The 14,455-nt window shown below is 39.6% G+C and carries 16 protein-coding genes; 1 reads left to right on the forward strand and 15 read right to left on the reverse strand.

The window, feature by feature from the left end; genetic code table 11:
* Positions 1 to 9: 9 nt before the first annotated feature.
* The 14 genes from J2S17_RS07985 to J2S17_RS08050 all read right to left on the reverse strand — a co-directional run bounded on the left by J2S17_RS07985 (position 10) and on the right by J2S17_RS08050 (position 12,256).
* The gene (locus tag J2S17_RS07985; RefSeq protein ID WP_307473617.1) at positions 10 to 1,071 is read right to left on the reverse strand and encodes a phosphotransferase family protein; all 1,062 of its coding nucleotides are present in this window, start codon (positions 1,069 to 1,071) and stop codon (positions 10 to 12) included.
* Positions 1,072 to 1,091: 20 nt separating this feature from the next.
* Complete coding sequence (locus tag J2S17_RS07990) at positions 1,092 to 1,505, reverse strand: acyl-CoA thioesterase (protein ID WP_307473619.1); 414 nt, start codon at positions 1,503 to 1,505, stop codon at positions 1,092 to 1,094.
* A 20-nt stretch (positions 1,506 to 1,525) separates the two neighbouring features.
* Entirely contained in the window at positions 1,526 to 2,092 is a 567-nt protein-coding gene (locus J2S17_RS07995; protein WP_307473620.1) for a TetR/AcrR family transcriptional regulator, read from the reverse strand.
* 69 nt (positions 2,093 to 2,161) lie between these two features.
* Positions 2,162 to 3,337, reverse strand: coding sequence for a thiolase family protein (locus J2S17_RS08000; protein ID WP_307473622.1), 1,176 nt, complete (start codon positions 3,335 to 3,337; stop codon positions 2,162 to 2,164).
* 21 nt (positions 3,338 to 3,358) lie between these two features.
* The gene (locus tag J2S17_RS08005) at positions 3,359 to 4,132 is read right to left on the reverse strand and encodes an SDR family oxidoreductase (protein WP_307473624.1); all 774 of its coding nucleotides are present in this window, start codon (positions 4,130 to 4,132) and stop codon (positions 3,359 to 3,361) included.
* Between the two features lie 24 nt (positions 4,133 to 4,156).
* On the reverse strand, positions 4,157 to 5,362 hold the full coding sequence (locus J2S17_RS08010; RefSeq protein WP_307473625.1) for an acyl-CoA dehydrogenase: 1,206 nt from the start codon (positions 5,360 to 5,362) through the stop codon (positions 4,157 to 4,159).
* A 50-nt stretch (positions 5,363 to 5,412) separates the two neighbouring features.
* Positions 5,413 to 5,814, reverse strand: a complete 402-nt coding sequence (locus J2S17_RS08015; RefSeq protein ID WP_307473627.1) for a MaoC/PaaZ C-terminal domain-containing protein — start codon at positions 5,812 to 5,814, stop codon at positions 5,413 to 5,415.
* Positions 5,811 to 6,260, reverse strand: coding sequence for a MaoC family dehydratase N-terminal domain-containing protein (locus J2S17_RS08020; RefSeq protein WP_307473629.1), 450 nt, complete (start codon positions 6,258 to 6,260; stop codon positions 5,811 to 5,813). The genes J2S17_RS08015 and J2S17_RS08020 overlap by 4 nt, the downstream gene beginning before the upstream one ends.
* Before the next feature lie 19 nt (positions 6,261 to 6,279).
* Positions 6,280 to 7,044 (reverse strand): 3-oxoacyl-ACP reductase FabG, encoded by a 765-nt coding sequence (gene fabG / locus J2S17_RS08025; protein ID WP_307473630.1) that lies wholly within the window; start codon positions 7,042 to 7,044, stop codon positions 6,280 to 6,282.
* Positions 7,045 to 7,081: 37 nt separating this feature from the next.
* Positions 7,082 to 8,260 (reverse strand): acyl-CoA dehydrogenase family protein, encoded by a 1,179-nt coding sequence (locus J2S17_RS08030; protein WP_307473632.1) that lies wholly within the window; start codon positions 8,258 to 8,260, stop codon positions 7,082 to 7,084.
* Between the two features lie 187 nt (positions 8,261 to 8,447).
* Positions 8,448 to 10,031: a long-chain-fatty-acid--CoA ligase gene (locus J2S17_RS08035; protein ID WP_307473634.1), complete on the reverse strand. Its 1,584-nt coding sequence runs from the start codon at positions 10,029 to 10,031 to the stop codon at positions 8,448 to 8,450.
* Positions 10,032 to 10,152: 121 nt separating this feature from the next.
* Positions 10,153 to 10,980 (reverse strand): MBL fold metallo-hydrolase, encoded by an 828-nt coding sequence (locus J2S17_RS08040; protein ID WP_307473636.1) that lies wholly within the window; start codon positions 10,978 to 10,980, stop codon positions 10,153 to 10,155.
* Positions 10,964 to 11,908 carry a ketopantoate reductase family protein gene (locus J2S17_RS08045; protein ID WP_307473638.1) on the reverse strand — a complete coding sequence of 315 codons (945 nt, stop codon included), beginning with the start codon at positions 11,906 to 11,908 and terminating at the stop codon, positions 10,964 to 10,966. The genes J2S17_RS08040 and J2S17_RS08045 overlap by 17 nt, the downstream gene beginning before the upstream one ends.
* Positions 11,909 to 12,034: 126 nt before the next feature.
* Entirely contained in the window at positions 12,035 to 12,256 is a 222-nt protein-coding gene (locus J2S17_RS08050) for an adenine nucleotide alpha hydrolase family protein (RefSeq protein WP_307473640.1), read from the reverse strand.
* Positions 12,257 to 12,425: 169 nt separating this feature from the next.
* Between J2S17_RS08050 and J2S17_RS08055 the strand changes: the two genes are divergently transcribed.
* The gene (locus J2S17_RS08055; protein WP_307473642.1) at positions 12,426 to 12,548 is read left to right on the forward strand and encodes a hypothetical protein; all 123 of its coding nucleotides are present in this window, start codon (positions 12,426 to 12,428) and stop codon (positions 12,546 to 12,548) included.
* Between the two features lie 619 nt (positions 12,549 to 13,167).
* Here J2S17_RS08055 and J2S17_RS08060 read toward each other — a convergent pair.
* Positions 13,168 to 14,352, reverse strand: coding sequence for a NupC/NupG family nucleoside CNT transporter (locus J2S17_RS08060; protein ID WP_307473643.1), 1,185 nt, complete (start codon positions 14,350 to 14,352; stop codon positions 13,168 to 13,170).
* Positions 14,353 to 14,455 lie beyond the last annotated feature (103 nt).

The following is a 14,455-nucleotide window of genomic DNA, read 5'->3' on the forward strand; positions in this document are numbered from 1 at the left end:
TAAAGTGAACTAATCCTGTCTTTTTCGAGACGTCTCCAGTGCATATTGAATTAAATTATTTACATATACATTTAACTCAGCAAAGCGTTCATCCACTGTTTGCCCTTTCTTCCAGCGGTAATAGATTTGCTGGCAAATAACAGCCAATTTAAAATAGGCGAACGTTAAATAAAAATGGATATTCGAAACATCCCTGCCGCTTTTCTCTGCATATGCAGCGATAAACTCCTGCCTTGTAATAAAACCTGGCAAGGCCGTGATGGGTGCATCGCCTAACCCCTTTTTTAATAAATCAGAATCGTTCGCTTCGGTCCAATAGCTTAAAGCGCAGCCTAAATCTGCAAGAGGGTCGCCAACAGTTGTCATTTCCCAGTCAAAGAGACCTACAAGCTTTGTAAAATCACTATTGAACATTGAATTATTTAATTTAAAATCATAATGAATTATTGAGGGCTCTTGAGAATGTGGGATATGCCCTGTCATCCATTTTGTTAATTCATCCAAACCATAAATCTCTTCGGTTTTTGACCTTTCGTACCTTTTAATCCAGCCATGCACCTGTCTTTCTAAAAACCCTTCAGGCTTTGTCATTTCTGTTAATTTTGTAGCCTTATAATCGATTTGGTGCAAGTTTACTAACGTATCGACCATATTATATGAGATGAGCTTACCTAATTCTTTTGTCGGCTTTATCCCTTCAGGAAATTCAGTGTCTATGACGACTCCTTTTTTCCTTTCCATAATAAAAAATGGCGCACCGATTAAGTCTTCATTTCCAAACACAATTGGCTTAGGTGCTGGAGGAAAAAACGGATGGATTTCTTGTAAAATAGTAAACTCTCTTTCCATGTCATGTGCTTTAGGAGCCACTGGGCCAAGCGGAGGTCTTCTTAAGACCGCTTCCCATTCTCCCATATTCAATTGATATGTTAAGTTTGATCGTCCAGCACTAAATTGTTCAACTGTTAGTGTCTCTTCAGGCAATCCTTCAACTTGATCTCTCAAGAAGGATTCAATTTTCTTGAGGTCTAGCTCTTCGCCTTTTCGAATTGGAATCGTATCGGAAGTCATATTATCCTCCTGTAAAAATATTATGATTGTTGTAGAGGAGCATATCTTTCAAGATTCTCTTTTAACTTCTCCGGAATTTGAATGGATTTTTGTTCTATAAAGTTAAAGCAAACAGTAACACAGCTCGCTTTAGCGATGACTTTACCGCTGCCTGTCTCTGTAAGGATATGGCTTAAGCTAAAGCTCTTATTCCCAATGTCACTCACTTCAGTTACTACATGCAATGTTTGACCTGCGTAGGCCGGCTCTATATAGTCGCATTTGATAGAGGCAAGAATCATACTGAATGCAGAGTTTCTTTCAGGAAAAACTTGATGAAAAAATTTCGTTCTAGCTTCCTCAAAATATAGGAAATAACTCGTATTATTTACATGTCCGACCGCATCTGTTTCACTAAATCGAACAAATACGTCAATTTCATGAGATGATGACATAATCCATTCCCCTTACTGATTTAATCTTTATTAATTCCACTCAGAATCATCTCCATATAAAGTTCAGAGAGTTCATAATCCGAAATTTCACCATCTGGTTTGAACCAGTAGTAATTTCGATTTAACATTCCAAGGATAGCGAAGGCCAAAATATCCGTCCTTATATTATCTTTAAATTCTTCGGCTTTTTTTCCTTCATCTAATATCTGCTCAAAGATGATACGGAATTCTTTACGTTTTTGTTTGATCTGGTTTACATGATTTTCATTTAAATGTCTCATTTCTCTAAAGACAATACGGGCATCCTTACCCTTCGTTTCAATTTTACTATTTATAAGGTAGATCACTTTAAACAGCTTATCTTTATACGTCGATTGATTGTCTTTATATATTACTTGCTGCTCTTCCAGCAAACCCTCTAAATAAGCTAAATGAATATCCCTCAAAACCTCTTGTTTACTATCAAAGTAATAGTAGAATGTCCCCTTGGTTACACCGATCTTATCGACAATATCTTGAATGGACGTTTCTTTGAATCCTTTGGCGTCAAATAAGTCTATGCTTTCCTTCAGTATTTTCTGCTTCATATTTGCTGAGCCTCCTAACTACCCATTAGCAATCCAGTTCGATGATAGATATTGTCGACGATGTAAAGTTTAAATAGCTTCTCTTTCAATAATGACTGCAATTCCCTGGCCACCACCGATACAGGCAGTTATAAGCGCATATTTTCCATTCGTTCTTTTAAGCTCATATGCCGCCTTTGTAATCAAAATTGCACCAGTAGCACCAAGTGGATGACCGTGAGCAATCGCTCCGCCATTTACATTTAATTTTTCTTGGGCAAAATTCAGCTCCCGATCACAAGCAATAACTTGTGAAGCAAAAGCTTCATTCAATTCTACTAAGTCGATTTCATCAAGAGTAAGCTGGGATTTCTCTAAAAGTTGTTTTACAGCAGGGACCGGGCCAATCCCCATAATATTTGGATCAACCCCAGCAATCGCTGATTCACGTATGACCGCCAGCGGTTGAAGCCCCAGGCTATCAGCCTTTTCACGTGACATAATCACTAATGCTGCAGCAGCATCATTAAGCCCTGAACTATTACCGGCAGTGACGGAGCCATTTTGAACAAAGGCTGCAGGCAGGTTATTTAATGTTTCAATAGTTGTTTGCGGACGTGGGTGCTCATCTCTAGAAAAAACAACAGGTTCACCTTTTCTAACAGGTATGAAGATCGGCACGATTTGCTCATCGAATCGCCCTTCTTCCATAGCAGTTGCCATCCGCTGTTGACTACGAAGAGAAAATGCATCCTGTTCTTCTCTCGTAATATTATATTTTTCAACTAGGTTCTCAGCAGTAATACCCATTGGCGGGTCGCCAACTTCTTTCGGAGATAGCTGAGATTTTCTGAATTTAGGCAAGCCGGGACTATAAGCTTTTTCCGCTCGCTCCATTAGATAAGGCGCACGGCTCATGCTCTCAGTTCCACCAGCTATATAAACATCTCCTGCACCAGAAGCAATAGCCTGTGCTGCAAGTACAACCGCGTTAATGCCAGAGCCGCATTGACGATCAATCGTTAATCCAGGCAAATTCACTGATAGACCTGTTTCCAATGCTGTTAATCTAGCAATATTTCCGCCTCCGCTTAAAACATTGCCAAATATGACATCGTCAATCTCTTCAGCATTAATATTTGCTCTTTTTACTGCTTCTTTCACAACCTCAGCTCCGAAAACATGAGCAGGGACAGACGCTAATGCCCCTCCTTGCCTCGCAATCGGCGTTCTGACGGCCGAAACAATCACTGCATCTCTATTCATAAAATTAACCTCCTTCTTTAATCAATTTGCTATTGATCCTCCATCCACAACGATTGTCTCTCCAGTAATAAAATCAGAAGCTGCACATGCTAAGAATAGCGCTACACCTTTTAGATCTGTATCGGAACCAAACTTCCGCAATGGCGTCCCTTGCAAAAACTTATCTCCGCTTTTTTCTATTAGAACCTTTGACATTTTTGTCGGGAAGAAGCCTGGTGCTATTGCATTCACATAGATGCCCCGCGGTCCCCATTTAACGGCGAGATCTCTTGTAAAAGAGATGACGCCGCCTTTGCTGGCGTTATACCCAATCGCATCCATTACGTCAGGATTTGACCCTTTTAAGCCAGCAACGGACGCAATATTAATGATTTTCCCATACTCTTGTTCCAACATGACTTTCCCGGCAGCCTGTGACATTAAAAACGTACCAAATACATTAACATTCAATACCTTTTGAAAGGCTTCTAACGGCATGTCTTCAGCTGGTGCTCCCCAAGTAGCGCCGCTATTATTTACAAGGATGTCAATCTTGCCAAACTTCTCAACCGTTTGCTGAATGACGGCGTTGACCTCTTCTGGGTTTGTAATATCACATTGTAATGCAAGTGTTTCCACGCCAAGCTTTTTCAACTTCTCGCTGACTTCTTCACAGTTTTCTTTTTTCCTCGAGCAGAGAACAACATTTGCACCAGCTTCTGCAAACCCCTCTGCTATTTGTTCACCCAGACCGCGTCCCCCACCAGTAACAATCGCCGTTTTGCCTGTCAAATCAAATAATTCTTTTACATGCATAAACGATTCACCTCCAGATTATTTTTATTGATACTTTTTCAATTCCTGTCTTGCAATCGCTCTTTTATGCACTTCATCAGGTCCATCAGCTAACCTTAAGGTGCGAATATTTGCCCAGCTGGCTGCAAGCGGATAATCTTGACTGACTCCAGCAGCACCTAATGCTTGAATAGCGTGGTCAATGATTTCCAAAGCCATATTTGGTGCAACTACTTTTATCATCGCGATTTCTGTTTTTGCTTCTTTGTTGCCAACCGTATCCATCATATATGCTGCTTTTAGTGTTAAGAGACGTGTTTGTTCAATGTTGATTCTTGCTTCAGCAATCCATTCTTGTATCACGCCCTGCTCTGCTAATTTCTTGCCAAAAGCTGTTCTCTCCTGTACTCGCTTACATAAAATTTCTAGTGCTCTCTCTGCTGCACCGATGGTCCGCATGCAATGATGGATTCTTCCAGGTCCAAGTCTGCCCTGAGCAATCTCAAATCCCCTGCCTTCACCTAGAAGCATATTTGAAGCTGGTACTCTTACGTCTTTATATTCAATTTCCGCATGGCCATGGGGAGCATGATCGTAGCCGAACACATTTAAAGTCCGTTTGATGGTTACACCAGGTGTATCCAACGGCACAAGAATCATCGATTGTTGTTTATGTTTAGCTGCATTCGGATCGTTTTTACCCATTACAATGGCAATTTTGCAGCGCGGATCCCCCGCACCTGAAGACCACCATTTTGTTCCGTTAACAACGTACTCATCTCCATCACGAATAATGCTCGCCTGAATATTCGTTGCATCGGATGAAGCCACTTCAGGTTCTGTCATCGAAAAGCAAGAACGAATTTCTCCGTTTAATAAAGGAAGAAGCCACTTATCCTTATGTTCTTCTGTACCATAGCGCACAAGAACCTCCATATTCCCTGTATCTGGCGCAGCACAGTTAAATACTTCAGGTCCTATGCTTGATCTACCCATCATTTCACAAAGTGGCGCATATTCTACATTTGTCAAGCCTCCGCCATATTCACTCTCCGGCAGGAATAAGTTCCAGAGTCCTTGCTCTTTCGCTTTCTGTTTTAATTCATCAATGATTTGCGGATAGGAGGAAAACCGATCATTTTTATCCAGTTGATCCCTATATGTCTGTTCATGTGGAAAAATATGTTCATCCATAAATTCACCAAGCTTCTCTTGTAAATCCTTCACTTTATCAGAATAATCAAAATTCAATTACCGCACTTCCTTTCTCTTTTTTAATAATTAATCTATTATTCTAGTAACTAGGCGTATTTTCTGAATTTAACTTTTCCTTGAATAACGGTTTTATCCTTTTGATTGGTTGCAATAACATGAAAATAAACGCCTTCTATCTCTTCTTCGGCTACAGTTGCTTGGAGGGTAATAACATCATCAATAAAAACCATACCTGCAAACCGGATTTCATAGTCCTCAATAAATCCTTCTTCGTAATAAGGAGTGAATAACTTAGCTAAATTCCCCATCGTCCACATGCCATGAGCAATAATCCCTGGAAGTCCTGCCTTCGTTGCCTCCACATCTACTGTATGAATTGGATTAAAGTCACCGGATGCTCCAGAGTATTTAATTAAATCCATTCTCGAAACAGGGGCAAGTGTAACCGCCAACTGTTCATCCTTATGAAGACCTGCTAATGTTTTCATACATTCATCGCCTTTCTTACCGCTTCAGTAATAATCGTCACAGCTTCTTCTGTAAAAACGATATTGCCATCAGCGTCTTCACCATATCTTTTCACAGCGAGAAAGCCCATTAAACCGTTGCTTCCTTTTTTCTCATAGTAATCCTTCACTTCTATCCAGCAATAGATCTCTTCACCTACGAGCAAAGGTCTCGTGTAATGGTACTTTTGCTCACCATGTATTAGGCCTTTTTCGGGAAGCTTTAAGCCTTCAATAGATCCAGAGTCAAAGATTCTTGGAAAAGTTGGTGGAGCGATATTATTGCCAAATCTGGACAGCTTGCCAAACTCTTCATCGATAAAAATAGGATGGGCATCACCAATCGATTCAGCGAATCGTTTGACGAGTCCTCTCTCTACCGTGTTTTTAATCTTTCCCGATACATTACCTACGAAATTCTCATACATTAACCAATCGCCTCCATGATTAATTCTTCGGTCCACCAGCAACATAAATCACTTGACCGCTTACAAATGATGATTTTTCATCAGCAAAGAACGCCACTGCATTTGCAATATCTTCAGGTTTTCCACTTCTGGCTACCGGAATTGTGCTAATTGCTCCTTTGATAAAATCTTCAAATGGTACACCGACTCTAGCTGCTGTTGCTTTCGTCATCTCCGTTTCAATGAATCCTGGTGCGACAGAATTAGCTGTAATGCCATATCTTCCAAGCTCAATCGCTAGGGTTTTTGTTAAGCCTTGCAATCCAGCTTTAGCAGTTGAATAGTTAGCTTGACCGCGGTTTCCAAGTGCTGATGTAGAAGAGATGCTAATGATTCTGCCATATTTTTGCTGAACCATATATTTTTGAGCTGCACGCGCGGCATTGAAAGACCCTTTTAAATGGACATCCATTACAAGCTGCCAATCTTCATCCGTCATTTTAAATAATAGGTTATCCCGAATGATGCCAGCATTATTAACGAGAATATCGAGAGTGCCGAACTGTTTGACCGTTTCCTCCATCGCAGAATCAACTTCACTCGCTTCTGTTACACTCGCTTTTTTAACAAGAACCTCAAAGCCTTTTTCTTTAAATTCTGCTTCTGTCTCAAGAAGTGCCTCTTCATTTATATCTATAATAGAGATTTTTGCACCTTCTTCGGCCAGGTGAAGTGCTACCCCTTTTCCAATACCTCTGCTTCCTCCTGTAACAAATGCTGTTCTGTCTGTAAATCTTCCACCCATCTTGTTCTCCTCCTATGAAAATGATTTAATCGTTTTATTATAATTGTTGGCCGATCTTCACATGCCCTTTAATTAAGTTTCTAGAAATGATTAGTCTTTGAATCTCATCTGTACCATCATAAATTCTCCAAAGTCTTGCTTCCCTGTACCATCTTTCTATCGGCAACTCTCTTGTATACCCCATACCTCCATGGATTTGCAAAACTCTATCTACAACGCGATTGCCCATGTTTGAACCATATAGTTTAGCCATAGAAGCGTAATGGCGGTTATCTTCTCCTTGGTCAAGAGTAAAAGCAGCATTTAATACAAGCCATTTCGCTGCTTCAATTTCCACTGCTGAATCAGCTATTTGCCATTGAATCGCTTGTCTTTCTGCAATCGGTTTACCAAACGTTTCTCTTTCTTTTGCATAATCAATAGCCATCTGTAGCAAACGTTCTGCGGTACCAACAGCACGGGCACCAACGATCCACCTGGCAAATCCGATCCATTCCAAGCCTAAATTATATCCTCCATTCAATTCACCTAATATATTTTCCTCGGGAACTCTCACATTATCAAAAATCAAGCTTGCTGGTCCCCATTCGCCCATTGTATGAATATATTCAGATTTCCAGCCCATATCTCTATCAGCGATAAAACAGGTCACTCCTTGTCGGCCTTTGGATTTTTGATGAACCTCTTTATCAGTAATTGCAATAACCATTACAAAATCAGCTTCATTGCCGCCAGTAATGAAGGTTTTTTCCCCGTTTAGGACCCACTCGTTTCCATCCTTCACAGCTGTCAGTTTGATATTTTGCGTATCAGATCCAGCGCCTGGCTCAGTCATAGCAAAGCAAGACTTTTTCTCACCGTTAATCGTTGGAATTAAATACTTCTTCTTTTGTTCTTCATTCCCATAATAGAGAATATTATCTGCAGACCCGCCAAATTGAAAAGGAACAAACGTTTTTGAAACTTCCATTGAGACAATGGCCTGCATCATCTGCCCAAGATTTGCCCCGCCATATTCTTCCGGTGTATTAATTCCCCAAAATCCAGCTTCCTTGGCTTTTAGCTGTAGTCTCTTTTGAATGTCTTTAGAGATACTTGGTTTTCCTTCCCTCTCATTGCGCAGTACATCGTTTTCAAGTGGAATTAACTCTTTCTCGACAAATTTACGTATCGTTTGCTGCACCATTTTTTGTTCTTCAGTTAATCGTAAATACATAAATGACACTCCTTTTATTTAAAAGATGCAGTGGAGGAATTTAATTTATGAATTGAATTGCTCCAGCTCATCAATTTGCTCACTGCCTCTGGCAATGATTTGACGAAACCAAATCTCATGCTGACCTTAAGTTACTCTCCACGCTCGGTTGCCCAAAAATACTAACCAGTTGGTATGTTAGAACCAATTATCGCTGCAATTGCTCCTTTAAGGTTCGCTTTAATATTTTCCCGACTGCTGTTTTTGGAAATTCTTTTAAAAATTCCACAGATCGAGGTATCTTATATGAGGCTAGTTGATCTCTGCAAAAGCTTATCAGCTCAGCTTCGGTTACAGGATCATTGTCCTTGAGAACAACAAAGGCTTTTACTGTTTCTCCACGATACGGGTCAGGTACTCCAACAACTGCTGCCTCCAAGACTTTCGGATGAGAATAAAGTACATCCTCCACTTCGATTGGATAGACATTATAGCCGCTTGCAATGATTAATTCCTTTTTCCTGCCGATAATGTAAAAATAACCATCCTCATCCATTTTCGCTAAATCACCTGTGTACAGCCATCCATCACGAAGTGTGTTCTCCGTTTCTTCTGGCATATTCCAGTAGCCTTGCATCACTTGAGGGCCTTTAACAATCAGCTCTCCTACCTGTCCGATAGCCATTTCTGTCTCGCCAGTTGCAGGATCGACAACTTTTGAATCTGTATTGGGAATTGGGATACCAATGCTACCAGCCTTCTGCATCCCTGATATGGGATTTCGATGAGTAACTGGCGATGCTTCAGATAAGCCGAACCCTTCAGCTACCTTCGTGCCGCTCGATTCGTTAAACTGTTTCAGCACCTCTATTGGCAACGGCGCAGAACCGCTGCTACAGGTTTTTAAACAGCTTAAATCAAAGGCTTTTACCTTATGATAGTTTAAAAGAGCAATGTACATTGTTGGTACGCCGGGAAAGACTGTAGGTTTCGTTTGTTCTATAATACTTACTACCTCTTCCGGATTAAATCTCGGTATAAGTATTAGATTGCCTCCAATGTAAAAGGTAAGATTCATACAGCTTGTCATTCCATATACATGAAACAAAGGGGATATGGATAATACTCTTTCTTCACCTAAGTTGATGCTGGAAACTGCTGTGGCATAGCTTTGCAAGGTGTTTGCCACCAAATTATTATGCGTAAGCATCGCACCTTTTGATCGCCCTGTCGTACCACCGGTATATTGCAGGACTGCAATATCCTGACGCGAGTCAATTTTTATAACTGGTGCTTTTCCCCCTTTATCCTGAAGGAACTCATCAAACTTGGAACCGCTTTCAAAAGATGCTGGAATGATTGCAGTTAATGAGGTATGTTCTTTAACCTCTTCAACTGTTGGTAGCATTTGATCAAGCACGAACATCACAGTTGCCCCAGAATCATTTAATACATGCAGCAGTTCTGATGATTTGTATAAAGGATTAATCTGAACGACGGTTGCCCCACATGCAAGTGCAGCATAATAGGCAATTGGATATTGAGGGCAATTAGGCAGCATGAGTGCAACCCGGTCTCCTTTTTGTACACCAAGGTTGCTCAATGAATATGCTGCATTTTCAATCATTTGTTCAAGTTGTTGGTAAGTAAAGGTCTTATGATAATAAGTCATCGCGGTTTGGTGTGCATATTTGCGTGCAGATTGCTGGAAGAGTTCTAGAAGTGAAATATCAGGGATGTCGATTTCTCTTGGATTTCCTTCCGCAATATGTTTGAGCCAGGGTTTTTCCATAGATTAATCACAACCTTCAAAATGTAATGAATAAGAATACTAACCGATCAGTATGTTCAGAATATTCAATTATCATAATAACAAACTTCTATTGCTTTGCCAACATTTTTCTGAAAATTGTCTACTTATTTTTGAAGTGAAGATTTCTTTTTTCAATATCAGCTACAATTGAGCTTACTATATGCAGTGTATCCCATTCCCCATCGGATAGCTGAATCATTCCATACCTTTTCGGAAATAGTTTCTCTCTTATTTCTATGACAGTATTTCCTGTAATATACAAGTTTGCTACCTCTTTATATAATTGCTCTAAATAATCTATTTTATGTTGAATTTGCTTTTTTCCATGGGCATGATATCCTGAATGTGCACAAAACATAGAATCAAAATCATATTTTAAGAGTTTTTTCAATGAATGAATAATCGATGGGATGGACTCCGAATTCATTGCAATCCTCGTCTGCGGATTGACATAAAGGTCACCGGAAAACATCATTCCTCTTTCCTTACTGTATAAGGAAACATGGTCGTCTGCGTGCCCGGGTGTATAGATTACTTCCCAGCTATCATTGATGGATTCAATCGTATGCGATAAAGGCAATGCTTTAAAAGCAGCTCGCTTTCCCCATGTCATCTGCCTGTATTTCGGATAAGGGGTGTCCTGTGCGCAAATGTCCAAACCATTAGAATGCGCATAGATCGGCAGGCCTTTTTCTTCAGCAAACCAAGGGCAATTACCTGAATGATCTTCATGACTATGCGTTAAGACAACCTGATCAACTGTGTTCTTTTCATAGAAAGGAATCAATTCCTTCTCTAAATTCTTCGGTCCTGTATCTACGACCATTCCATCTACGATAAATGAAAAAATGGTTCTGACGACTTTTCCATTCTTCTCAAGTCCCCCTTCCGCGCAGATGACATGATCATGTTTATAAACTGTTAACATAGCTATCTACCCTTCCATTAGAAGTATCATCTATAAACTTCAAAACACTATAAACGGCATCAAGTGTTGGAGTATGAATACTCATTGCACCAGCTTGCTTCACAATAAAACCACACATGGACTCCACTTCCATTTTCTTTCCTTTTATACGATCCTGGAGCATTGAAGTTTGGTGTGTCCTAGCAAACTCTGCCCTGTCAAATATCGTCAGCATCATTTTCTCACTATCAATATTCAGTCCTTTAGCGATGGCGACATCAATCGCTTCTTTGCATACCATCTCAGCCGTTCTTCTTAAATGAACATGGTCTAAAATCTCCCCTATTCTTGCACCAGAGATTGCTGACAACGGATTGAAGGTAGCATTCCAAAGCAGCTTACTCCATTTTGTTTCTAAGATATGGGGAGCGTACCTTGCATCGACACCTGCAGCGTTGAATAATTGAACCACCTCTTCACAGATATCTTTCCCCTCACTTGATAGCTCTCCAATCATTAGATGGAAGGATCCACTTTGCTTAACGATACCTGGTTTCTCTAACGCTGCCTGGACATAGGTAGCCGCTGATAGCATTCGGTTCTCTCCAAATAAATTGCTTAAAACTTCTTCATTATCCACTCCATTCTGCATGGTCAAAATAATCGCATCTTTTTTTAGAATTGAACCTAGCTGCTTTGCCATTTCAATCGTATCTGTCGATTTGACACAAAACAGTACGACATCTGCATCAGCTAGATCTGGCATGTGATCAGTAAATGTCCCTTTAACCAATAATTTCTCTTCCCCTTTTAAAATGGTTAAAAATTGTTCTTGCATAACTTTTAAATGTTGTCCTCTCGCTAGGAAAGTTACCTCATTTCCTTTTTTCGCCAGAAGCCCTCCAAAAAAGCTTCCGACAGCTCCTGCTCCAGCCACACCAATTTTCATCTTCTTTCCCACTTTCCGGCATTATTTATCCATTAGTTGAACGGTTGCAAATTCTAGCTTTCTTGACCCTTCCCAATCAATAATGGAAGGATCCTCAAGAAGTAAACTTTCTTAAACAATGGTCCATCATAAACAAAGGAATGGTAATCTCCTGCCATTATCTGAAGTGAAAACAAAATGAACAGGTATTCTAAGTGCTTCCCCTTGTTTCTCAATCAATTCCCGTCGTTCGCCCTGGCCATAGGAACGATGATCCGAGTCAGGCATTGTTGTTACTAAACAAGAAACCTCAATCCCTACCCTCAATAACTTATCCAGCGCCAAACTGCCATCCCTTCCCCGCGCCAAGATAGAGCGACTCTCTCCCCCATACCCTTCACCCTTTCATTACTATGCTGAAATTCTAATACTAGTATAAAAATAAACAGAAAATTCTTTAAATACATTCTACTCGTTACAACTAAATACATCAAATAAATGAATTGAAAAAAGAAAAGCGCAGTCGCGTTGTTCAGCGATGACAAGCATAAGACACAATGGAACTGAAGGTTTACCGATTATTTTTACTCAAACAGAGGCTTCTTTCATTATATTGGAAAATAATAAAACAGCCGGGGTGGCTGCCCTTCACTATGTTTAAGGGAGGAAAATAAAATGTCGGACGTTAAATAAGTGGGTTTTACCAAGTTTGGATTCACGGGAGTTGTGAAGGTAAACCTTGTGAGGTAACTTACATTTATTAACAATATATTTTAACAAGATAAACGATTTCTAGTATATGAATAAAATTCAAATTCCAACTTTTATTGTTCAGATGATGTATGATGATTATTTTTAAAAAATCCAAGTTAGAAAAAACACATAAAACTAACCACCTCATAAGAAACACAATTTGAAATTTTGCCATCACTAATCTAGATTCTAAGGTTTACCAATGTCCATCGGGGCTCCTAGAACTCATAGATATAATACTTTCTAGTGATTTTTGATGAGGAGGCGCAGGTTGAATACTAAAGTTGTGCGAAAAAATATTGGAATCCATATAAAAAACCCCCTTTAGGTACTAGTGTTAAAATAACCACTTTACTAAAGGAGGCCAATGTTGAAGTCTATAGGCTTCCAACTTCCGAACATTTATTCTTAATCTGCTCTACTGATTTCTTGCTGATCTGCATATGACGATACAACCGCCCTACTCATTCTCGTATGAGATGCGCATCTGCTAGAGGCAAATGCAAAAATATCACCTAGTAAATTAGTTAGGTAAACAACCCTACCATTGTTGCCGACAATACCGAAGCAAGTGTTGCAGCCAGTAGCAATTTTAATCCGAAGCCTGCAACTATTGAAGCCTTTTCTCCATTAATAGCTTGGATTGATCCGGTAATTATTCCAATAGAACTAAAGTTAGCAAATGATACTAAAAATGTTGAGATCACGGCTACAGTTTTCGCTGTTAGATCCGGAATCAACGGCTGGAATTGAAGCATAGCAACGAATTCATTCGTTGCTAATTTTGTACCCATTATTGAACCTGCAGTTACGATTTCACTTGCTGGTATACCCATTACCCACGCAACTGGTGCAAACACATACCCTAACATCGTTGTTAGATCCATACCGAATACTCCACTAAAAATCCCGTTAAGAAGTGACATAAGAGCAATATAGGCAACTAACATAGCAGCTACAATTAAAGCAACTTTACCTCCATCAAGTGCACCATTTGAAATGGCTTCAAAAACAGATTTAGTTTCAGATACTGCCTTAATGTTAATTAGTTCATCCTCATCAGGTTTAATCGGAGCAATTAAAGTGGCCAAAATCAAAGCTGATAATGCATTCAGAATCATGGCTACTAAAACGTATTCAGAAGGAATCATTGTCATGTATGCACCCATGATACCAGCTGAAACACTTGCCATAGCGGATGTTGTGATAATAAATAGTTTGTTTTCATTCATTTTTTCTAGATGTGATTTAATAGCTAATATCGATTCGCTCTGACCAAAGAAAATAGAGTTTACTGAGTTGAATGTCACAACTTTTGACAAGCCAGTGATTTTAGCTAATGTTCCACCAACATATTTAATCGCAAGTGGTAAAACTTTAATATGTGTAAGAATAGATAATAGTGCTGACGTAAAAATAATCAGCATCAATACATTAATAAAAAATACGGAAACACCTTCCGGAACAAGGCCACCCAATATGAAATCGATACCATCATACCCATAATTCAATACTGTTGCGACTAGATTTGAGATAGTTTCTACTATCTTCAAGCCTAAGGTAGTTTTAAACATAAATAATGTTATTAGGATTTGTAGCACAATCATAACGATAATTGCCCTGTAATTAATGTTCTTTCTGTCATTGGACAGTAAGAATCCGAGACCCAGGACTAGCAAGATTCCTAAAATACCTGTAAAAATACTTATCATCTTTGTTTCTCCTTTTTGTTTGATATGTCAAAAATGCAATTAAGCAGTTAACTCTAGAAAGTCAACCGCTTAAGGAGTGTTTATTTCTCTCTGGCTTCTACTA

Source organism: Cytobacillus purgationiresistens (assembly GCF_030813235.1).
Taxonomy (GTDB): domain Bacteria; phylum Bacillota; class Bacilli; order Bacillales; family Cytobacillaceae; genus Cytobacillus; species Cytobacillus purgationiresistens.